At 45.5% G+C, this 22,262-nt stretch carries 16 protein-coding genes; 2 read left to right on the plus strand and 14 right to left on the minus strand.

Annotated features, from left to right (window positions below; all coding sequences use genetic code 11):
* Position 1 precedes the first annotated feature (1 nt).
* Together PAHA3_RS25830 and PAHA3_RS25835 are read left to right on the plus strand one after the other, a co-directional pair.
* Positions 2-847 (plus strand): helix-turn-helix transcriptional regulator, encoded by an 846-nt coding sequence (locus PAHA3_RS25830; protein WP_062837526.1) that lies wholly within the window; start codon positions 2-4, stop codon positions 845-847.
* Between the two features lie 169 nt (positions 848-1,016).
* Positions 1,017-1,691 carry a response regulator transcription factor gene (locus tag PAHA3_RS25835; RefSeq protein WP_062837527.1) on the plus strand — a complete coding sequence of 225 codons (675 nt, stop codon included), beginning with the start codon at positions 1,017-1,019 and terminating at the stop codon, positions 1,689-1,691.
* Positions 1,692-1,717: 26 nt separating this feature from the next.
* Here the strand turns inward: PAHA3_RS25835 and PAHA3_RS25840 are convergent, their stop codons facing one another.
* From PAHA3_RS25840 to PAHA3_RS25905, 14 genes are all read right to left on the minus strand, one after another.
* Entirely contained in the window at positions 1,718-4,957 is a 3,240-nt protein-coding gene (locus PAHA3_RS25840) for a hybrid sensor histidine kinase/response regulator (protein ID WP_153028310.1), read from the minus strand.
* Positions 4,958-5,134: 177 nt separating this feature from the next.
* Positions 5,135-5,440 carry a PAS domain-containing protein gene (locus PAHA3_RS25845; protein ID WP_062837529.1) on the minus strand — a complete coding sequence of 102 codons (306 nt, stop codon included), beginning with the start codon at positions 5,438-5,440 and terminating at the stop codon, positions 5,135-5,137.
* Between the two features lie 80 nt (positions 5,441-5,520).
* Entirely contained in the window at positions 5,521-7,479 is a 1,959-nt protein-coding gene (locus tag PAHA3_RS25850) for a methyl-accepting chemotaxis protein (protein WP_062837573.1), read from the minus strand.
* Between the two features lie 379 nt (positions 7,480-7,858).
* On the minus strand, positions 7,859-8,716 hold the full coding sequence (locus tag PAHA3_RS25855; RefSeq protein WP_082763012.1) for a MetQ/NlpA family ABC transporter substrate-binding protein: 858 nt from the start codon (positions 8,714-8,716) through the stop codon (positions 7,859-7,861).
* A gap of 46 nt (positions 8,717-8,762) precedes the next feature.
* The gene (locus PAHA3_RS25860; protein WP_062837531.1) at positions 8,763-9,434 is read right to left on the minus strand and encodes a methionine ABC transporter permease; all 672 of its coding nucleotides are present in this window, start codon (positions 9,432-9,434) and stop codon (positions 8,763-8,765) included.
* Positions 9,431-10,240 (minus strand): methionine ABC transporter ATP-binding protein, encoded by an 810-nt coding sequence (locus PAHA3_RS25865; protein WP_062837532.1) that lies wholly within the window; start codon positions 10,238-10,240, stop codon positions 9,431-9,433. Before PAHA3_RS25865 ends, PAHA3_RS25860 begins: the two co-directional genes overlap by 4 nt.
* 130 nt (positions 10,241-10,370) lie before the next feature.
* A complete protein-coding gene (locus PAHA3_RS25870) occupies positions 10,371-12,680 on the minus strand; it encodes an outer membrane protein assembly factor BamB family protein (protein ID WP_062837533.1) in 2,310 nt (769 codons plus the stop codon).
* Between the two features lie 95 nt (positions 12,681-12,775).
* Positions 12,776-13,570, minus strand: coding sequence for an energy-coupling factor transporter transmembrane component T family protein (locus PAHA3_RS25875; protein WP_062837534.1), 795 nt, complete (start codon positions 13,568-13,570; stop codon positions 12,776-12,778).
* Positions 13,545-15,116, minus strand: a complete 1,572-nt coding sequence (locus PAHA3_RS25880) for an ABC transporter ATP-binding protein (RefSeq protein ID WP_062837535.1) — start codon at positions 15,114-15,116, stop codon at positions 13,545-13,547. The genes PAHA3_RS25875 and PAHA3_RS25880 overlap by 26 nt, the downstream gene beginning before the upstream one ends.
* Complete coding sequence (locus tag PAHA3_RS25885) at positions 15,117-15,710, minus strand: ECF transporter S component (protein WP_062837536.1); 594 nt, start codon at positions 15,708-15,710, stop codon at positions 15,117-15,119. It lies immediately after the preceding gene.
* A 568-nt stretch (positions 15,711-16,278) separates the two neighbouring features.
* Positions 16,279-16,947, minus strand: a complete 669-nt coding sequence (locus PAHA3_RS25890) for a pectate lyase (protein WP_062837537.1) — start codon at positions 16,945-16,947, stop codon at positions 16,279-16,281.
* Between the two features lie 343 nt (positions 16,948-17,290).
* Positions 17,291-20,125: an S-layer homology domain-containing protein gene (locus tag PAHA3_RS25895; RefSeq protein WP_062837538.1), complete on the minus strand. Its 2,835-nt coding sequence runs from the start codon at positions 20,123-20,125 to the stop codon at positions 17,291-17,293.
* Positions 20,126-20,390: 265 nt separating this feature from the next.
* Positions 20,391-21,266 (minus strand): radical SAM/SPASM domain-containing protein, encoded by an 876-nt coding sequence (locus PAHA3_RS25900; protein ID WP_062837539.1) that lies wholly within the window; start codon positions 21,264-21,266, stop codon positions 20,391-20,393.
* A 140-nt stretch (positions 21,267-21,406) separates the two neighbouring features.
* Positions 21,407-22,261, minus strand: a complete 855-nt coding sequence (locus PAHA3_RS25905; protein ID WP_062837540.1) for a carbohydrate ABC transporter permease — start codon at positions 22,259-22,261, stop codon at positions 21,407-21,409.
* Position 22,262: the final 1 nt, after the last annotated feature.

Below are 22,262 nucleotides of genomic sequence, written 5' to 3' on the forward strand. Positions count from 1 at the left end.
ATTGAACTACGATGTCAGGCTACAGGCCCTGTCCACTTTTCTGAAAACACAGCGTTCCAAAATTTCACCCGAATCGGTTGGTTTACCTACTGGAAGTCGGCGCAGAACGCCTGGGCTGAGGAGAGAAGAAGTCTCCCAACTGGCAGGCGTAAGTACAACGTGGTATACCTGGCTGGAGCAAGGTCGGGATATTCAGGTATCCCATTCCGTGTTGGATAACATTGCTTCAGCACTAAAGCTTACTGCAGATGAACGAAAATATCTGTTTTCGCTCGCGATGGAACATCACTCGGAGCTACCCACGCTGGAAGAAGAACCTGTTCAACTGCACCCTTCCCTGCAGAAAATCTTGCAAGAACTTCACCACTGCCCTACCGTGATCTCGGATAGACGCTGTTACATTGTCGGCTGGAATGATGCAGCCCGGCATGTTTTTATGGATTTTGAACAGATTCCCCTCGAACAGCGGAATATGATCAGTCTGTTATTTGATCGAAAGGAGTTTCGCAGGCTCGCGGTGAACTGGGAGGATTTTGTTAGCGGATTTCTGGCGATTTTTCGTGCTTATTATGGTCAGTATGTCGATGATGAATGGTATAATTTATTTCTGGATGACATGATGAACAGACATCCCGATTTTCATACCCTCTGGAAACAGAGCAGTGTCAGCAGTGCCCCGGATGTATTAATCGAGTTCAGACATTCCAAAGCAGGCAAAATGTTGTTTGATCTGACCTCGTTGCAGGTTCAAGGCAGCTCCGATCTGCGATGCAGTGTATACACGCCGGCACCAGAGACCGCTACCGAGCGCAAACTGATGCGCCTGATTGAGCGTGAAGCTAACTGATATCTTGGCAAGTATAGAATCGGAGTCTCTCCCTTCTTGGCGAGTCATGTTGGAATCTTGACCTCCCCCTGTTGCGTGATTTAATTATCAGGGTATACATTATCAGGTATATTAAGCTAACCCATGGATCTTAGTTCTTCTACACGAAGTGGATTCAGAAAGGAATATCATGACCAAAGTGCTTATCATAGAGGACGACAACATGTTAGGTGATACGTTATCCCTGTATTTGCAAGGTGAAGGGTATGATGTTATCCGTGTCGATAACGCAAGAGATGGTCTTCTACAGCTTCAAGCGCGGCCTGATATCCTGCTTCTTGACTTGATGCTCCCTGATTCGGGAGATAAAAATCCTTGCTCTCTTATGCGCCAACATACGGCAATCCCCATCATCGTCATCTCTTCGTTAACCGAGGTTGCGGAGCGGATTCGATCATTAACAGACGGGGCTGATGACTATGTATGCAAACCTTTCAGCATGCAGGAACTGAAGGCTCGTATTGAGGCTGTATTACGTCGCTACTCCATATTGAACAACTCTGTTGTCACTGAACAGGAAAGCGGAATATCTCTCGACCTGGCCCGCAGAACCGTACTGTTGAATAACCAGCGAGTGGAAATGACGTTTTCCGAATTTGAAATCATGAAGCTATTTGTCCTCAATCCCGGCAAGGTCTACAGTCGGTATGCCCTGATTGAAGCTATTCGTGGTATTGATGCCTATATTAATGATCGCACCATAGATGTGCACATTACCAAGCTTCGCAAAAAAATTGAGGACAACCCGAAAAACCCCCAATATATTCAAACCATCTGGGGGGTCGGATATAAGTTCACACCTTAGAAACAACACAGCTTCATTCAGCTCGGTTACCATGGCAGAGACTCGGTAATTCTATCAATCTCCTGTTGCACCTTCTCCAATATCGAATTCAGTTCCTCTTCTTCGAATAACGGACGGGACAAGAGCGATTCCAGTTGAAGAACCGGACGTAACAGGTCCACTGCATGCAGATTGGCAGCTACGCCTCGGAGTGAATGAACGCTGCGGATCACAGCAGCAATCTGCTGCTGCTGAAGCTTAATCGTCAGTTTTTTCTGAAACGAGCCATACTCCATTCTGAATTTCGTGAGCGCATATTGCAGAATATGCGGCTTGCCGTCCATCTGCCTAATCGCCTTATCTGCATCAATTCCGCTGATCTCTCGCATGCCTTTCACATCAATCCATGTTTCTAATGTATCTGTCATCTGTTGTTCATGAATCGGTTTGGTCAGGATGGCATTCATACCAACCTCAAAGCAAGTCTCATGATCTATTTGCAGACTATTCGCAGTTAGCGCGATAATGGGCGTACGATCATATTGCCTCATCTTGCGAATGTGTCGCGTTGCATCAATTCCATTCATTTCGGGCATGTACATATCCATTAGAATCAATTCCCATGTTTGTTCACCCAATTTCTTCAAAACCTCTGTGCCACTGTCTGCCAGCGTCACCTCGAATCCCATATGTTCCAGCATCGCTCGAATAACCAGTTGATTGATTTCTTGGTCCTCAGCGATCAGAATGTGGCCTTTGGATTTAAGCAAATAGGGTTCATCGCCTTCTACCCTCCGATGGTTCTCCAGTGGCCCTTCACCTTGAAGTGCAAGTAAAACTTCGAACAACCCCAGACGTGTAATCGGTTTGATCATCATGATATCCGGGCGGAAGGATCTCTCCTCACTCCATAGGGCATTTTCACTAAAAGCATGGGTATAACCCACCATTTGAAATTGGGTTCGATTCAATCGCTTCATGAAATTGTCCCATGACGACCCGTTAACGGTGTCCTTTGCATCCATATCCATCATTATTAACAGGGAACTTGCCCCATCTGCATAAGGTACACACCAATCGCTCTCCATCATATGGTTCAAGGAAGGATACAACGTTGGCTTCATCCCGAATGAGTAGAGCATCTGCTTCAGACTTTCGCCCATCCGTTCATCCTCTTCAATGATAACCACATCATTCACACAATATAGCAAAGGGAATGTTTGCAGAAATGAACTCTCTTCTTCCGTATCTGCAAGTTCAAATATCAAATCGAATGAAAACAGACTGTACTCTCCCGGCACACTATCCACACGCAAGTTTCCTCCCAAGGAGGTCACCAGAAGATAACAGATCACCAGCCCAAGTCCAGAACCACCATATGTTCGATACGTCGAAGGTTCCGCTTGAGTAAACGGGACAAAAAGTCGTTCCAGTTGTTCAGGTGAGATTCCAATCCCCGTATCCTCTACCTCAAAACGGACCTGAACTTGCTCCGCTTCCAATGAAAGCACCTCTGCCCGCAATGTGACATATCCATGCTCCGTGAATTTAATCGCATTACTCAGCAGATTCAATAACACCTGTTCAAGTCGGAACGGATCACCAATCACCGTTAACGGCAGATCGGAATCGGTCGTAAAGATCACTTCGATGTCTTTGTGCCCGATGGCCACACCGATCTGATCTGCCACACGCTTGAATACATCCTCTGGTGAAAAAGAAACCTTCTCCAAAGTCAGCTTGCCTGCCTCAATTTTTGAAAAATCAAGAATATCATTCACGAGGGTAAGCAGGGTTTGGGAGGACGCGTTGATTTTACTCAAATAATCCAATTGCTGTGGGGATAGATCTGTCCGTTGAAGCAACAACGAAAAGCTGATAATACCGCTCAGTGGGGTACGAATCTCGTGACTCATGAAGGCAAGAAACTCACTTTTCGCCTGATTCGCTTTGTCGGCCTTAACACGTTTATACTGTTCCGAAATATCATGAATAACCGCCTTAATTTTCTCACTTGAGTTAAGCGCTTTATCCGGGTATAGGTGAATCCGCACATGCTGCTCATGACCTTCTCCAATAATCAAACTCAATTCCGTCTCCTGGACTATATTGTGGTGTAAGGCTTTTTGGAAAATCAACAACCAGTGCTCCCACTGCTCAATGAACAACATTTCTTCAAGCTGACGTCCAATCACTTGCTGCCTGTCGAGACCGAGAACATCCAGAAATTTCTGATTAACCGAGACAATGCATCTATTGCTATCCAAACCGACAAACCAGTCTGCCGACACTTGCTCAAGTGTTCGATATCGTTCTTCACTTTCTTGAATTCTACGTTTAACTGCCCTGTGTTCCGTAATGTCGAGTCCATACCCCACCACATACTTCACCACACCATCTTCACGCAGCGGGCGAATTTTCACCAGAGAATAATACCCTTCATGCTCAATCTCGTAAAAAAAAGATTCACCATTCCACGCCCGGTTAAACTGCTTTCGTAGAAACTCAACCTTCTCTTTAGGTAAAATGTTCAGGGTGCCCAACTTGTAATCATGCTTCAGACTGCTCATATCCAAGCCCAACTGGGAGAGCATCTCTCCTTCAAGCAGAAGATATTCGAATTTTCCGTTCTGTTTATGGATTTTAAACGTAAACCCGGGCTGCATACGAAGCATCTCCAGCATTTCCCGATCCCTTTGAATGACCAATCGCCTATATCGATGATTTTGGTTCAGATAATACAGGAATAGTACAATCGCCAAAAAGCAGATACATTGAAAAAGGAGAATCTTCCCCATCACTAGTAGAGAAGGAGAATATGTCTTTAGTACAATCAACTCATACACAGTAATCAGCAGTAACGATCCGAACAACCACTTCTGCATAAATCCCCTGACGTACTTGAAGATCAGGCATATGGCTATAACAAAGAACAACTCTAACAACGCATACTGCCAGTTCTCCAACAAGGGATTACGCCCCATATTAATTCGAAAAATCCACATGAATGCAAAAGTAATGAATGCGGAGGCACTTCCACCAAAATAAGCGGCGAGCAGATACACACTGGCCCGGAAATTCAACATGGTACCATCACTTAGTACAATGGAGAAATAATATAACGCTGTGCCCAACATGCTCAGTGCAATGCCAATAATCATTCGAGTCGTAATGGAAGATGTGCGCGTTGCATTTGTTTGGTTCAGATAGTGATGAATCAGGAAAACAAAGATCAAAATCAGCGTGAAATTTAATACAAGATCGCGTAGCAAATGGTCACCGTCCACAATACGAATTCAGGAATTCTTGCATTCAATGAATGTTGCCAGATTCACGGTCGCAGTTCCCCAGTATACAGATCATAGTATGCCAGGCTCCCTTATTCAATTGACGATATTGACCTTTTTTTGAAAATAACAGACCCTTTCAGCTAACATACACTTATCGCAAAACAACAATTTTTTTTAGGAAATTTCATCATTAAATATGCTGATATAAAAGAGAGAATCATCCAAATGTACCGATGTAATCGTGACTTGGGCATCCCACACTTCCTGATTAGCCTTCATCAGTTTAGCTACGCCAGACCAGGTCTGGTTGCCTCTCCAGTGGGTATCCATTAACAATCGAGCAGGCTGACCTACCGTATGTTCCCGTGAGAACCCCGTTTTGGTGACATAGACGGAATTCACATCAAGGATCACACCATCCTCATCTGTAATCATAACCGCATCCGTTAGCAGTAAGAAGGCTCTGAGTTCTAGTTGCATGGTTATCCACTCCCTCTGATGAAACATGATGTGATGCCATCCCTGTGTGATACTCTCTGATACTGCTGCTACATGCCCGTTTAATATTTAAATTGTCTAATGAGGCGTTGCAGCTCTTCAGCCATGGAAGAAAGGCCCCGAGCCGAGGCAGAAATCTGCTCCATTGCTGCCAGTTGCTCCTCTGAGGAAGCAGCCACTTCTTCGGATGCCTCGGCGTTGCCTGAAGCAATGCCTGCCAACTCATTGGACACAGCTGATACTTCCTGAACCCCTGCTGTGATCTCTTGAGAAGTAGCTGCAATCTCTTCAATCTGAGGTGTCGTTTCCCGCATACTATCCAGAATGCGTTCAAACTTCCGAATCGCCTCTGTAGAGATTTCCATGCCCTCTCCAACCTCTGTGGTCACTTTCTCCATCATGCGAACGGAAGCGGCCATGTCTTCCTGTACTGCCGTAGTCAGCACGGTAATTTCATTGACGGACTGCCCAGATTGCTCTGCTAGGTTCCGGACCTCTGCTGCCACAACAGCGAATCCATTCCCATGCGTACCTGCACGAGCAGCTTCGATGGAGGCATTCAGCGCGAGCAGGTTGGTCTGTTTGGCTATACTTCCGATTAACTCCGTGATCGCTGAAATTTGGTGTGATCGTTCATATAAAGCCTGAATGATCTGATTCGTCTGTGCTACCGTTTCTTGAATCGAGTGCATCTGACCCACCGTCTGCTTGACGGTGTTGCCGCCTTCTTCCGCTTGTACGGTTGTATGTTTCGCCAAATCAGCAACTTGTATGGAACGTTCGGCAATTCGTGTAATTCCGATCGTAATTTCATTCATGGCCTGATGGTTAAGGTCAATACCTTGGGTCTGCTTCTCCGCACCACTCGCAATTTCCTGAATGGCTCGCGCTACCTGTTCACTGGCTGCACTGGTTGATTCCGCACTCTGAGTCATTTCATCCGATGAGATGACCACCTGACTGGCGCTGTTCTCCACATTCTGTATCAACACACGCAGATTATGCTGCATTTTGCCAAACGCATCACTCAGTTCACCAATTTCATCATGGCTTGTGGAAGTAATCGTTTGGGTTAGATCCCCTTCGCTCACCTGAATCGCCTGGTCCTTTAACTGACGGATCGGTTTAATGATAGATCGCATCACCAGCCAGATAATCAAAATACCCACGACGAGGCAAGACACAATGACGATGATCATTCGATTCAGGATAGGCGCAGCCGCATCCTCAACTTCAGAAGAGAACATGGTGCCAGCGACCTTCCATCCCGTGGATGCATTCGTAGCATAATACATGACTTTATCAGCCTGATCAAAGGTATAGTTGAAATTTCCAGATTCATTCGTATACACCTGTGTCCAAAAATCTTCTGTTGCATCTGTACCGGGTTGTACCGTCGGATGATAGATATACTTTTCGCTGGCATCCAGCAGAATTAGATAACCCTGTTCTCCTACTTTAATGCCGCTCACCAAGGTACTGATATTGGACAGATCGAGATCCAGTTGGACCACGCCCGATTGATCATTCAGTGCCTTGGCAATCGTGATGGTGATCTCATTCGTCTCGGCAGAAATATAAGGATCTGTAACAATCACCTGTTCCGGACTTCCCATCGCTTCCGTATACCACGGTCTTACTCGCGGATCGTAATCTTGGGGCATCTCCGCATCGGAGGACATCAGATACACACCCTCTTCCGTTCCCACACCTATGGTGATGATATCGGTGTTCTGCGCAGCGTACCCCTTCAATTCATTCACGACCTGAACCTCAGCATCTTCTTGACGCAATTCCTCTGCAAGTGTACTCGCATAGTATTCAATGTGATTGCGCTTGGCATTGATCGACAAATCAATGGTCGCACTGGCAAGGTTCACGTTTTCCATCGCACTATGTAGGATTTGTTTCTCTACTTCATCTTTCGCACTGCTATACGATAAAACGCCAATACTTAACGAAGGAATGGCTAAAAAAGCAATAAAGGACACTACCAGCTTCGTTTTAAAGTTCTTATGCATCTTGTTGAACCAGGTCGATTTGCTATTTTTTCGGGACAAATTTCTCTACCTCTTCCAGATTAATTTTTAGTTCTGCTTGATCTAGCTCTCATAGAGTGAAGACCAACTAACATTACTCAAGATATTAAAACTAGGTCCTACCTCTCGCAAAAGACATTTTTCGCACCAAATAAATTACTTAAATCTCTTAATTTATAATCCTAAAGAACTACTTTCAAACAAATTATACGAAAAAACTATTAAATAAAGTAAGCCAGCGGTATGACCAAATTGTTAAGTTTCTAAACACTTGTTAATAGCCTAACAGATTCCATAAAAAAAAAGATCCAAGCGTTATCGCTCAGATCTTAAAGGCTATTCACATTAAGCTACATATTCTCTATTCAAATGCCGGGATAGCGATATCTGCATACTTCTCTTCGAAGAAGGCTTTGACCTCTGGACCTGCCATGCGCTTAGCCAGCTTCTGAATGGCTTCGGAGTCTTTGTTATCCTCACGAGCAACCATAGTGATAGCAAAGTGGGAATCATCCTTCTCGGTTAACAGTGCATCCTTTTTCGGTGTGAGACCGAGCGGGCTGGCATATGCCGGAGTCATGGCTACCAGATCAGCATCATCCATCATACGAGCCAGCATCAACAAGTCCACTTCCTCGAACTTGAATTTCTTCGTATTCTCGGTGATGTCTGCCTGCGTGGCGTTAAAACCTACGCCCTCTTTCAGCTTAATCAGTCCGTTTTGCTCCAGCATTACAAGAGAGCGACCAATGTTGGACGGATCGTTTGCAATCGCGATCGTTGCACCTTCTGGTAATTCCTCAATGGATTTATACTTTTTGGAGTAACCTCCATAGATTGCGTTATAGATAGGTTGTACTGCCACCAGATTGGCATTGTTCGCTTCGTTATATTGGGTCATGTAAGGTACATGCTGGAAGAAGTTTGCATCCACTTCCTTGTTCGCAAGTGCCGTATTCGGCTGAACGTTATCGGACAGCACGACAACTTCCAAGTTGACGCCATCTTCCTTCAATAACGGTTTTACAATATCCAGTACATCTGTCATCGGTGGAATCAACGTGGCTACTTTCAGCGTAACTTCTTGTGCTGCCTGAGTATCTTCATTTGTTCCTTCTGCCGCAGGTGTTTCTTCTTTTTGTCCGCAAGCAGCTACAACCAGCATCACTGCGAGCAACATAAGCATCATTTTTGCTTTCATTTCGTGTCTACCCCTCATCGTATAATCTGTATTGGTTATTCGTGAAAATGCACGGTCCAACCGTTCAGGATCTGCGATCCAGCCAGTGGGACAGTCTGCTACCTGTGAATTGGATCATCTGTACCAGGATAATCATAATGATGATCGTAAATACCATAATCTCCGTTTCGAAGCGCTGATAACCGTAGCGAATAGCAAAATCGCCAACCCCGCCACCTCCTACAATGCCCATCACCGTTGAGTAGGAGATGAAGCTAATCGTAGCTGTTGTGATTCCCAGTACAAGGCCAGATCGTGCCTCCACGTAAAGGAATTTCACCACCAGCTGCATCGTCGATGCCCCCATGGAAGCAGCAGCTTCAACCACTCCCCGCGGTACATCGAGCAACGCCTGTTCCACCAGTCTCGCGTAAAGGGCAATCGCAATGACCGAGAGTGGCACGGTTGCCGCCAGTGTACCGATGGACGTTCCCACGACGATCCGTGTGAATGGAATCATGAATACAACCAGCAGTAAGAACGGAAACGAACGAATGATGTTGACGACACTGCCGAGTACGAAGGATAACGTTTGATTCTGATATCGCTGTCCTTTCCGGAATAAGTACAGGAGTGTACCCAGAGGTAACCCAATCAGAACAGCTGCCGCAATGGAGATACCCACCATGACAAAAGTCTCTCCGATCGCCTGCCATATCTCATGCTGATACTTGAGCACAGATTCAGGTAACGTCATGACTTGTCCTCCTGTTCTGTCTGACGGAACAGAGACGAACCTGTCATCCCGTATTCGTCACCCGAAAGCAAGGAGGTCAGCAGATCAGGCTGTGGAGCAGGGATACTGCTCACTTCCGCTTTAGACAACGTTCGAACGAGTCGCCCATCCTTCATGACCGATATCCTGTGACATAGTCTACGAGCCACTTCCATCTCATGCGTCACTACGACAATGGTCACGCCCAGTGTTTCATTGATATGACGTAGCACATCCAGGATACCGTTCGTAGTCTGTGGATCAAGCGAAGAGGTCGGTTCGTCACAGAGCAGCACATCCGGACGACTGGCAAGTGCTCGTGCAATCGCCACACGTTGCTTCTGTCCTCCGCTAAGCTGAGCAGGATATTGATCTGCCTTGTCTTCCAGTCCAACAAACCGCAGTACCTCAAGTCCACGTTCAACTCTCTGCGTACGAGATATACCCGCAAGCTCCAATGGCATGCAGACATTGCCACTCACCGTTCGGTTACTGACAAGATTGAAGTGTTGAAAGATCATGCCAATGGATCTTCGTGCCTGACGCAGACTCTGTTCATTCATCTGAGTCAGGTTCTGCCCATTCACAACAACCTCACCATCATCCGGCTTTTCCAATCCGTTGAGCATCCGTAGAAGTGTGGATTTGCCTGCTCCACTCGATCCGATAATGCCATGTATTTCTCCTTGTCCCACTTCGAGGGACACCGAGCTTAATGCTTCGAATCCCTGATCTGCACGGGAACCGCGCTCGTTATAACGTTTGCTTACACCATATAATGAGATCATGGAGAGTCCTCCCGTGAATGATCATGCATGGTTCTTAAGAACACATGAAGAAAGCCCGCACAGCCGATAACCGGAGCGCGAGCAAGCCTGTTCATTTATAATAAATCAACATCCCTTACGAGACAAGCTTTTAAGGTGAGATTGCCTCCTGAAGGCGGCTGGCTTCATATACACGAAAACGTCCGTTGGACGAACCCACATATACTTCATTTCCAATTCGGTTAATCGTTCCATTCTTCGCATCCCGGTCCCGGTGCTCCGGGCTTCCCATCACAACGTCATGTACACGACCTAGCAATGCTCCATTCCTTTTGTTCAATACGAGCAAATTCTCGTCCATGGGCAACAGCAACTGATCATCAATGATCAGATAACTTCCCTGATTCGTTGGATACCTTAGCGTTGCAATCGAATCTTTGGCACTCCAACGCGTCTCCCCCGTTTTATAATCCAAAGCCGCTGGATAGCCGTTCTTAATCACATACAACTGATCCTCTTCCACCAGGCCACGTTCAACCTTGCCCTTGAGCGTCCAGCGTGCTTTGCCTGTCTTGGCATCGTACAGGGTGGTTGTAAAATCTTCATATTTTCCGTAATGATCGCCGTTTTTGTTCTCCCGGATCAACAGCATGCCATCATTCAGCACCTCAAATCGCTGTCCTGCCCGAGCAAGAAATTTTGCAAGTTTCTTGCCCGTGTTCAGATCAAGCAGTAGCCATTGATTATCCAGCGATATCCATCTTTCGGCATTCGTGGTTGCAAAGGGATTCATACGTTCGATCCCATCAAAATATGGATCATTCCCAAGTTGTTCTATGGTGGATCGTTTGGCCTTCAAGCTCCATACGGTTCGGCCCGATTGCGGATCGGCTGCAACCAGTTTATTCTTTTCCCAGTACAACACATAAGGGTCATCTGCACTCTTGTTCAATAGTTCATAACCTGTAGTCAGTTTGCGCGTCCACAATGTTTTTCCGTTCGCACTGTCCAGAACCGTCAACCTGCTATTGCTTGAGCCTTCATTTATCGGACTATTCACAACCACGACGTTTTTTGCCGCAGTAATGCCATTCAGACTGAAATTTTGCTTAGGAGTGTACGTCCATGTGACCTTTCCGTTCTTCAAGTTCAGATGACGGATACGCTCCACGTATTTTTTCTTGTCAGGGTCATAATCGCTGTAGATTGTAACGTATTGGCGTCCTGTCTCCAACTCTGCCTGCAATCTTCCAAAACCCCCATTAATCCTCCATAATTTCTGGCCCGAATGTCGGTCAAGAGCATATATGGAGCCTTCGTAGTAATCCCCGCTAAATCCACCGTCATCCCCTTTCATCAGGAGCACGTCATCCGTGGCTGCTTGTAAAAAAGTGTAGTTAATATCCCCCTGGTTCGTCCAAAGCGGTTTCCAGGGGATTGTCGTCGGCAGTGTTGTGCCATAGATTTTTGTTGTGAACCCATATTCATCCGCCCGACTGATGTTCCAATCGGAAACAACAGCATTTCGATTATCCTGTGGTAGGTTCCAGCGTGTCCTGACCACCTTGCCATTCTTGTTAAATGTGACCAGATATTGCCCATCTTCCCGCTCATATCTCCAGGTCTGCCCAATACTCATTGAATAACCCGTGTAATTTAGATTGCTTGAACTCTCTTTCCAATCCGGCTCGCCTAACCACTCAGCCACTTGTTTGGAGGTAGTTGCCTTGTTCAGCTTAATATCTGTCAGATGGCGTATAACCGAAGTCTCCAGCGATGCCTCCTGATTGAACCAGCCATCAGCCACATTCATTCGTTGATCTATATCCTTTTCCTTGATCCAGAGCAGTACAGGGCGATAAGTGGACGATTCCTTATTCCAGATTCGAGGGGCAATGGAGACGCCATACCAGCCATCCCACGCGGCAACAATAACAGCTTTATCTGTTAGCCTTTTCTCAAAAGACCAGGTTGAAGCACTACCCGGGGCCAAATACAGCTTACTGCCCGATTGAAGCGTGAAGCTTTGGGGAGCCGTTTTCGTCATGCTTCTGCTCCCTTTCAGCGCATACCAACTTGGCAGCCAAAAGTCTCCTTGCTCGGATGACTTGACCTGTATCCACTCACCACGAACCGATGCCAGGGTATACTTTTCACTTTTCGTCGTATAGTATTCAATCCCCATCTGGTCAGCAGCCACACTGCCTTCCCTCCTGTTTTTGAACAGAGGGATGTCGGTCATGAGCGTAACAGGTTCACCTTGTTTGTAGACCAACTGTGTTGATGAGGCTTGGGGACTTGCCCCCAAGGCTTGTGGCGTTGTAGCCGAAGCTTGTCCTCCAAGCACGACCATTTTGAAATCCAGGAGCATCCATCCCGTCAACAGCACAGCAGATAATCCAGTCATGGTAATCCATTTGTACCCTGTTCTCTGCCAGTCAGGCCCCGTCTTCACTCTCATTCATCCCCATCCATTAGAAGTTTTTTCCATATAGACGCCTGTGATCAGGAAATAGTTACCGTTTACCTTAATATATTTTTCTTCATCTTCCCTTATTACCTTACATCCACCATCGTAGCATGATAAGGAAAAGTGACCCCCATGTAATAAGCAGCGGTTAAGGTGAGCATATAATAAAATACAAACCACAGATCAGCTCGCGAATAGCCAATCTGAATGTAATACGTCCGGCTGGCCCCATCCGTGAATCCCTTCGCTTCCATCGCTACGGCCATTCGCTGTGCACGGCGAATGCTCTGTGCCAGCAGCGGAATAGCGTAACGCTTCAGCGTACCATACACGTTCCAGCGAGAGCCGCGTTGCCTTGTTCCACGAATGCGAATCGCGTAACGGAGCGTCTGGAATTCATCCAGCAAAATCGGGATCATGCGCATCGCCGCCAGAAAGCTATAGGCATATTTGGCGGGAAGCTTCCACTGCTGCATCAGGGAATAAAACAGTCTTACTGGCTTCGTTGTCAGTCCGAACAGCAAGCCCGCCGCTGCCATGCTCAGCGAGCGAAATCCCAAATGTAGTCCGCGATAGAAGCTCTCTTCTGTAATATGAATCAGTCCCCACTTATACCACGTGGTCTCGCCCTTACCAAACATCATCATACCTGTAGACGTAGAGATAAATACCAGAATGAATGGTGATGCGTACAGCATCAATCTGTACCACGGGTGGCCTGTCCAGCACAGTAACAGCATCATAGCTACCGCGACGTTGGCCATTACATTCAGATTGTGAATAAGGATAACGAAGACAAACATCAATGTCAGAATAATCATCTTCAAGCCGGGATTGACGGCATGAAGCCAGGTTTCACGGTGAGGAAACGACAGTTGCATCAGATAACCTCCCGTCATCCACCGTCCAGATTCGGGTGCAATATCTTTTTACAATCTCACGGTCATGGGTAACCATAACGATGGCTGTTCCTTCACGCCGCAATTGCTCCAGTTGTGCCAACATGGCGAACGTATTACGGGCATCCTGTCCAAATGTAGGTTCATCCAACAGCAAAATACGCTGCTCTCTCACCAGTGCGGAGGCAACACTCAAGCGTCGTTTCTGCCCCATCGATAATTGGTAAGGATGACGCTCGGACAGATCGATTAGCCCAAATTGCTTCAGCATATGCTCAGTCCTGTCATGTCTTTCTTTCGTAGTAAGCGTGCCCCCAAGCAAGGAGAATTCCACTTCTTCCGCGACGGTGTTGGTCACAAATTGAAATTCCGGATTCTGAAATACAAACGCAATTCGATCTGCGAGTTGCTCCGTTTTACCAGAGGGATGACCATCCACCTCATAGTGACCTGTCGTCTTCAAAATATTCATCAGGGATAATAACAATGAACTCTTGCCTGCACCATTGGCTCCCACAACACCGATCCAGTCTCCATGCCATACCTTGACCTGTTCCACCTGAATGGAGGATGTTTTCCCACGCCATCCGGTAAACTGCTGTAAATCCAGTGCAGGCTGATAGAGGGACGCTACAGGCGATAAAGATGATACGTGAGATACGGGGAATGTCCCTATTGTTTTGGATAAACCAGACGATTGCTGTGCTTCCAAGCTCGGAAAGCCCTGATCCACACACATTTGCAGCTCTCCAGAGATACTTTCCTGTTCTTCCTTGGTTGCTTGCTCTCGCTCCTCCCACACGCCCGGATACCAGATTCCATAAGTCTTTAGCTTGTCACGTTCATGCGTGAATACCTGCTGTGCTGGCCCATCTGCCACGATCTTTCCTTCAGGTGATAACACAACGATGCGGTCGACCATATCGACAATCTCATTGATTTTATGTTCAACGATAATTAACGTCTTGTCACTGGCGATCCGTTTGACGGTATCCCACACCTGGGAAGTCCCCTCATCATCCAGCAGTGCAGTGGGTTCATCCAGAAACAACACCTCCGGGTCCATGGCAAGCATCGAAGAGATCGCAAGACGCTGCTTCATCCCCTGAGACATCGATTGGATTAATGTCCGATTTTGTTCAAAGGATAACCCCACCTGATCCAGATAATATTCAATCAGACCCGCCATCTCTTCACGCGGAATATTTCGATTTTCCAGCACAAATGCGATCTCCTCATCCGTATAGGACATACAGAACTGGGTATCCGGTTCTTGAAAGACCACTCCCGCCTTCGTCGGAATCTGGATATCATCACATTTCATCGGGATCTCAACCGAACGTGGTATCAGACCGCTCAATATTTGCAATAACGTCGATTTCCCGGAGCCGCTAGGTCCAAGCAACAACACTTTCTCCCCTTGACGCACAGAGAGAGACAAGCCTTGAAATACCAAGGCCTTCTCTCCCGGGAACTTGCATCTTAGATTCGTCACACTTACCGCTTGCGAATTCCCTTCCCCGTTCATCTAATCCAGAGCCTCATAATCTTGTTTGGATACCGGTCTGAGCGAACGCGTTACACCTGTCAGTTCCAATGCTTTGGCGAGATAATAAGCGAACACTCCGGCAATCAGAATACTTCCAATGAAGCGGAACCCGATAAATAACGTATAGTTCCACGCCGAGAGTGAATCAATATACCCGTACTGGTAATCCAGCAAGAGCGAAGCCGCCGCTGCACCTATGGCTGCAAGACAAGTGACAAACAGATTGGTTTTTCGATACAGAAATGCGGCGAAGAATATTTCGGCTCCCAGGCCTTGCAAGAGACCATACACCAGTGTGGACATGCCCCATTCACTGCCTAGAAAAGCACTCACCGTTGAAGCCGCTACCTCAGCAAGAATCGCCACACCTGGTTTACGAATGATGACAAAAGCAAACGTGCCTGCCATAAACCACATGCCGTAGATCATCTGCTCCGCATGAACGCCGAATGGTTTCATCAGGTCATACGTAGGTCCCCATATCTTGTAAATCACTCCGAATACCACTGCGATCACGATGGTTACCAGAATATCCGTTAGTTTCAATCGTTTGTTGCCTGCTGTTGCTGCCATGTTCTCTACTTCCTTCCTCTGCTCCCTGTGGGGGTTATAAAAGTGTGTGTTCAAAAAGACTGGTTTTCAGTACCAAGAAGATGGGATGAAGCTAGAAATGGAGTAGCGGAGCGTAGGGAAAACTACGTGAGCAACGGACATTTCGGCTGAATTCCATATTCGATGCTGATGATGCCGTCAGGCATCCTTCGTAATCAAAAGCAGACTTTTTGAACAACCTCTAAAAATAAACAAAAAAAGCCTCCCCGGTTCCGGGCAGGCCTTACGCACAGAATACAATCCTCACAACGATGTATGGGATGGATGTCGAAAAGACGGAATATCAATCACTCCCTCTCCGTTGCAGCAGACCAACCACCGCAGCTAAAAGAAGTCATGTTGTTTTCCCCATTAATTTGCACATTTCACCCTTACACATTGTAAATCCATGTTCTCTACGCTGGCATTACCCAGATCAGATGTACGGTCAGCGGCACAAGGCCACTCTCTCAGCCCAACTTCATTGAGCTCCCGGTTCACTTATTTCATTGCTTCTAATGTACATCAGATGGGTAATTGTGGCAATCCTTTAATATTGCGTGTTTCCAGACTGGCTCGTTTTTCCTGAAGCAAAGCCTTTGAACAGCGTTGGCACTTTGGAATAACGTGTATTTGTGATTTTACCTACAGTAGAGCTGCTATCTGTCCGCAGGATGGAATCCTTTACATTGGAAATGTCAGAGTTGGACACATTCATTGTGACCGCATAGGATGTTCCGCCATTTTGACGCACCAGCTTGCCAATATCATTCGCTTTGAAATTTTTAATATTGATCGTACCGGACGCATTCATCTGGAACACTTTGTCATAGGCCTTGTACGCCGCACCACCCGTGATATTTACAGTGCCTGCGGATTTCAGCGTGAGCGCATCCTCACCGACATCCTTCCAGGTTACATTCTCAATATTACAATTGCCATAACAGTGCACGCCATCGGCTGCCGGTGCTTCAATCACAACATTTTTTAACGTAGCTCCTGCTTCTAATCGGAAAATAGGCTTCTGGTTCTCGGCCTGGCTGCCATCTCCTAATGTTTTGGGATCTGCGGCAACACTTTTGCCTTTACCATCATACGTCGTTCCTTTTGGAACAATAATCGTTGTCTTTACAATCTCGGGAGCTGCCGACACCGGAATTGCACCAAATGCAGAAGCAAGCAGACCAACCGACAACAATACCGTCAACATCTTTTTCATAAATAAACATCCTCCCTTATTTGGATTGAATGGGTTCAAGCAGAGACTTGTCTTCCTATAAACTAAGAGAAAAATCTCTGTCTTCGGAACCTACCCTGATCCTATCAAATAAAGGAATGTTACGAGAATAATCATTAGGTCACGTAATCATTTTCCAGCATAGGACATGATGTTTCAGTATACTTTGGGGTATCATGTCTACTTGTTATGTACCGATATCAACTTCGGATATGCTCTATTTACAGCCACCAAAAGATTTAGACACGTAAAAAAAGAAACCCTTAGTCTTTTTTAAAGACAGGGTTTCTTCGTGATACATTTAAAACTAATCTAAATACTCTATTTATTCTAGAGTTTCCAATTCATTTTCGTTAATTTCATCCGATGGTTGAAGTGAAGTGAGTGGGTCAACATTGGTAAATTCATTTACTGCTTCATAAGTAACCACACCTTCTTCAGAAACGATCATTCTAAGAACGACCCAGTATCTTTCATTACCACTGGCATCTGCTACAGTATACGTTGCACTTGGAGTGGCTACAGCACCATGGAACACGTCAATTTTGGCACCAGATTTCTTGATTGTGCTTGATCCAGAGAAATGATGAACATAGAATGTATACGTTCCAGGAAGTAAGTGACGAATGGTTGTCGTTTCAGGTCCGTATGAAGTTACATCATCCAAATCCAAATCAACCATAAGTTCGCCATTATTATAATATTGTTTATCAGAGTAGAACGTATGGAACATTTTCTCATCACCTGCAGGACCTACGAGGTGTGAATCCAGATCCACTGGATCTTTACCCCAAGTTAACACGAAGCGGGTTTCATCTTGTGTAGGTATTTCTATAGCAGTTTGATTCTCACGTTTATTCTCCACATTCACTGCCGAGACACCAATGAGATAAGTTGTAATATATTTTGTATCTCCACCTCCAAGTTCACCTGTGTAGATTCCTGGGGGAAGATTGATATAGTAGTTTCCTTGAGTATTCGTTTTGACAGTACCAACAATTTCACCTGTTTTGTTGTCCAGGCCTCTTCTAAAAGAAATACTTAAATTGGCAACCGGTGCTCCAGCTACATCCTTGATGTGACCACCGAATCCAGTAAGTTTGATTGCACCACTTTGGCTTCCTGCAAAATGTGTTTTATTAACATCTGACTCCACAGTGATGTACAATGTGGCTCCATAGCTATCAATAGCATCAAAAGTAAATTCGCCATTGCCGTACTGCAAGTTATTCAATTGTTGTTCCGCCCCATCAAAATAGGCACGAACTACGAAATCATTTGCAGTCAGTTCAGAAGCTTCCAAACCCTCAGAAAAATTCAACTTTACGCTTCCATTTGTAACTTGAATCCCTTGGAGTGTCGGATAGACTGTTCCTTCGTTATAGACTGTAACGGTTACTGGAACATTGATTTCGAAATTTCCATATTTGGCTTTTACCACTGTCGTACCGTTGCCTTTAGCTTGAATCTTGCCTGAGTCAACAATGGCAATAGTGCTATCCTCGACATTCCATTCTGCAATGGAAGTGATATCTTTGATCGCTGAGGTAGTCATACCCGTGAATACGATCTGACGGGTCGAATCAATTGCTGAAAACTCTGTTTCTTGAGGTGAATAAACTATACTAGTCACTGTAGGGTCTACCTCAATAGCTGGTGGTTGATTAAGTTGACTAAAATCAATACCTTCTACATTGACCAGTGCTGAAGATAATGTTCCCGTTCCAGAAAATTGTACGATTGCATTTAATATAGCCCGGTTCACTACAGCACCATGGTTAATTTTAAACACTGTGTTCAATGCTTCTTGGAACACTTCGAGATTTCCAATGGTGGAATTATCTCCGAACTCCACTGAAACTTGCTCTGCATGAACCATTACAGAGTCGAAGCTTCCACTGAGCACTACCGAAGAATTATGGGGAATCGACTCTGCTATCTCAATCGGTCCGACATCACCCGTGGAGACATTCTGTACGATTGCACCAGATCTAATCTCAATCTGCTGAACATCACTTCCACCTTCAAGGACCAAACGAATACTGCCATCCGCTTTATCAACAATCACTGTTGCAAAAACCGAGTCCACTGCATGAATACTATTTGGTCCTCCGCCTTGAATCTCAGTAGTTCCCGTGACACTAACATTATCAAGAGTCACGTCACCGTTTCCTACGGACTCAAGTATCTTCAGCTTACCATTTACTTTGGTGTTTTTTAGAACGACACCTTGAGAACTAATCGTTACATTTCCAGTTACATTACCAAGAGTATATGTACCTGGAGCAGAGAGATTATTACTAGGGGCTTGTTCCCCGCCTCCACTATTTCCACCATTGTTACTTCCGTTCCCTTTATCTCCGGAGCTGCTACCGCTATTTCCCTTACTGTTACCTTCAGAAGGTTTTGTTGTTTCAGGCGTTACTTCATTAGAATCTTCAGTATCAATCTCTGTCTTGGTAGGAACCATGTAACTATCATATGTAGACTTATTTATCACAAATTCATATGCAAGTCTCGCTAGCGCCTGTCGATCTGCTATGCCTGATGGATTAAATTTGACTGTTCCATCTTTTTGAACTAAACCTTTAATAAAACCAGATTGATAGGCAAGTGACACAGAATCTTTCGCCCAGTTAGATACTTGACCTAAATCTGAGAGTTGAGGCTTGGATGTTTGACTCGTTACATTTTGATGCTCCCAACCAAAGGCTCTAACAAAAAATACAGCCAACTCTTCTCTTGTCACATTTTTATTAGGTGAGAAGCTATCTTTAGAGGTACCTTGAGCAATTCCAGATTTGACAAGTGCACCTACATATCCGGCATACCATTGATCTTCCTTTACATCTCTGAATTGACTTGCTTCGACATGATCAGGCTTTAAATTAAGCGCACCGACCATAATTTTTGCTAATTGAGCCCGTGTTACCGAATCGGAAGGTTTAAATGTCCCATCAGTAAATCCCGTGAGTATTCCTTGTTCTACTAATTTGGTTATTTCCGTTTTGGCATACGAATTATCAATATCAGTAAAAGAAGTTTTAGATGTAGCCACTTCTGCCGATACAGATAAATTGATAGATAACATAGACACAATCAGCGACGTAGAAAGCATTAACGATAGTTTGTGATTAAACTTTTTCCATTTTGAATTCAAAACTAAAACACACTCCTCAGTAGGCTTCTGGTAGGTAAATCCACTAATATATGAATCTTTAGAACTAATACACCTCCTAATCAATAGGATAATAATACCATGCTAATTCATAAAAACAAGATTAATAGACTATGATTTTACAAAAAAGTTGTTATCCTAAATTGATTTCAAATCTTATTATCTAAATAATTTCGCAATAAAAACAAAACGAACCTACCGAAACAAATATTTTCGGTAGGTTCGTTTTTAACTAAATTTATATATTCTATGCTCCGAATCGCTGACGATACCCGCATTTCCTGCACAACTCTTCCACAGCTTCCCGCTTGGAAAAACCATACACCAGATTGTTCGCTCTCTCACCCTCAATAATCTCCGAGAATGACTTCTCGTGTACGTTACCAAGGTTAATGACACCCTCGCCATCGAGACAGCATGGAACCACCGTTCCATCAACAAGTACAGCTGCCTGACCGCGAAGCGCATGGCAAAAGCCTTTGCCATCATCTTCAGGTGCATCCAGACTTGGCCACTGGAACTCATGGTCCTGATTCAGGTATACATTCGGGGCAATTTTGACCCCGCTGCCCGGAACTACTTTTTCCTCAATGCGGAAGTCCAGATTGAACTCACGTTCCAGTACTTCAAGGGTCTCCCGATTTCGGTTCATCTGAGCATTCGTGAAGTTATCCTGCGTCAGATTCCACAGCCGGAATGAAATGATGACATTGTGCTTAATAGCCTCATGTACAAAAGACAGAATATTGCTCAGGTACCCGTCACGGTCGGTTGAACCCTCATGCCCATCGAAGCTGTGCAGAGAGAAGTTCATCTGGCGCAGCGCCGGTTTGCCGAGCAATTTGTGCTGAGTCTTGGGCAGCAGTGTACCATTCGTGGTAATGTTCACCTTGAGTCCCTTCGCATGTGCGGAATCGAGCAGCAGATCTATTTTGGGATGCAACAAGGGTTCACCTTTGACATGTAGATAAATATGGTTGGTATGTGGTTTAACTTGATCCAGTATATTGTTGAAGACTTCAGGGTCGATGAATCCTTTGGCACGCTGTGTCTGCGGGCAGAAGCTGCACGCCAAATTGCAGATACTCGTGATCTCAATATATACTTTTTTGAACGTTTTCAACTCGGGTCCCCATTCTGCTTCGGAGGGAGAACAATCCCACCTGCATTTGTGATCCGGCCAATATGCGCCACCACTATTATATCGGGTTAGGGAGCTCAGGTAAATTGTTGAACTGTTTACGGGTTTAAAGATTTATGCCATTATCCTTTGACCCCGCCAACCGTGAGTCCTGAGATAAAAAAGCGCTGGAAGAACAGGAACAGAATCAGAATCGGCACAATGGCAAGCACGGCTCCAGCGATTAGTTCTTCGTAATGATTGCCCAGTGGCGATACGAAAGAAGCGAGTCCGATCGGCAAAGTGAATTGTTCGGTTGTCCGAAGCACCACGAGTGGCCAGAGAAAGTTATTCCAACTGTTCATGGCCTGCAGAATGGCTATCGCCCCAAATGCCGGAGCCATCAAGGGCACCATAATGCGGAAGAAGATGCCAAACTCCTTACAACCATCAATCCGTCCTGCATCCATAAAGTCCTTCGGCAAACCTTGGGCAAACTGCCTAAAGAAGAAGATGGGCAAAGGTGCCACGATAAAAGGCAGAATAACGCCCCACACCGTATTGATTAGCTTCAGCTTAATCGTCAGTTCGTATAAGGGAAGAAGGATAATTTCCATCGGAATCATCATGACAACCAGCACCAGGGTGAAGATCAGATTCTGACCCCTGAACCGATAGACCCCCAGCCCATATCCGACCATGGAGGAGAACAGCAGACTTAATACCGTGAATAATGCCGTGATGACAAGACTGTTTTTGTACCATATAAAATAGTTCCCTGCTGCTCCCGTTCCGTTGAAGATCGATTTGTAATTCTCGAAGCTCATTAACGCCCAATCCCATCTAACATTGAGTCCATATCGAAACAGTTCCGTTGCCGGTTTCAGCGAAGCGAGGATTAGCGCATATAATGGAAATAACATCAAGATACCCAAGATCACGAACAACACCAGTAACAGCAGTGAAGGCACATTCAGTTTGACTCCCCATCTGTGCATC

Origin of the sequence: Paenibacillus amylolyticus, from assembly GCF_001570725.1 — a bacterium.
In the GTDB taxonomy this organism is placed as follows: Bacteria; Bacillota; Bacilli; order Paenibacillales; family Paenibacillaceae; genus Paenibacillus; species Paenibacillus amylolyticus_A.

Excerpts from the sequence above, each read along its gene's own strand:
- PAHA3_RS25835 (WP_062837527.1), top strand. The coding sequence starts at position 1,017 with ATGACCAAAGTGCTTATCATAGAGGACGACAACATGTTAGGTGATACG.
- PAHA3_RS25845 (WP_062837529.1), bottom strand. The coding sequence starts at position 5,440 with ATGCAACTAGAACTCAGAGCCTTCTTACTGCTAACGGATGCGGTTATG.
- PAHA3_RS25850 (WP_062837573.1), bottom strand. The coding sequence starts at position 7,479 with ATGCATAAGAACTTTAAAACGAAGCTGGTAGTGTCCTTTATTGCTTTT.
- PAHA3_RS25855 (WP_082763012.1), bottom strand. The coding sequence starts at position 8,716 with ATGAGGGGTAGACACGAAATGAAAGCAAAAATGATGCTTATGTTGCTC.
- PAHA3_RS25860 (WP_062837531.1), bottom strand. The coding sequence starts at position 9,434 with ATGACGTTACCTGAATCTGTGCTCAAGTATCAGCATGAGATATGGCAG.
- PAHA3_RS25865 (WP_062837532.1), bottom strand. The coding sequence starts at position 10,240 with ATGATCTCATTATATGGTGTAAGCAAACGTTATAACGAGCGCGGTTCC.
- PAHA3_RS25870 (WP_062837533.1), bottom strand. The coding sequence starts at position 12,680 with ATGAGAGTGAAGACGGGGCCTGACTGGCAGAGAACAGGGTACAAATGG.
- PAHA3_RS25875 (WP_062837534.1), bottom strand. The coding sequence starts at position 13,570 with ATGCAACTGTCGTTTCCTCACCGTGAAACCTGGCTTCATGCCGTCAAT.
- PAHA3_RS25880 (WP_062837535.1), bottom strand. The coding sequence starts at position 15,116 with ATGAACGGGGAAGGGAATTCGCAAGCGGTAAGTGTGACGAATCTAAGA.
- PAHA3_RS25885 (WP_062837536.1), bottom strand. The coding sequence starts at position 15,710 with ATGGCAGCAACAGCAGGCAACAAACGATTGAAACTAACGGATATTCTG.
- PAHA3_RS25890 (WP_062837537.1), bottom strand. The coding sequence starts at position 16,947 with ATGAAAAAGATGTTGACGGTATTGTTGTCGGTTGGTCTGCTTGCTTCT.
- PAHA3_RS25905 (WP_062837540.1), bottom strand. The coding sequence starts at position 22,261 with ATGCACAGATGGGGAGTCAAACTGAATGTGCCTTCACTGCTGTTACTG.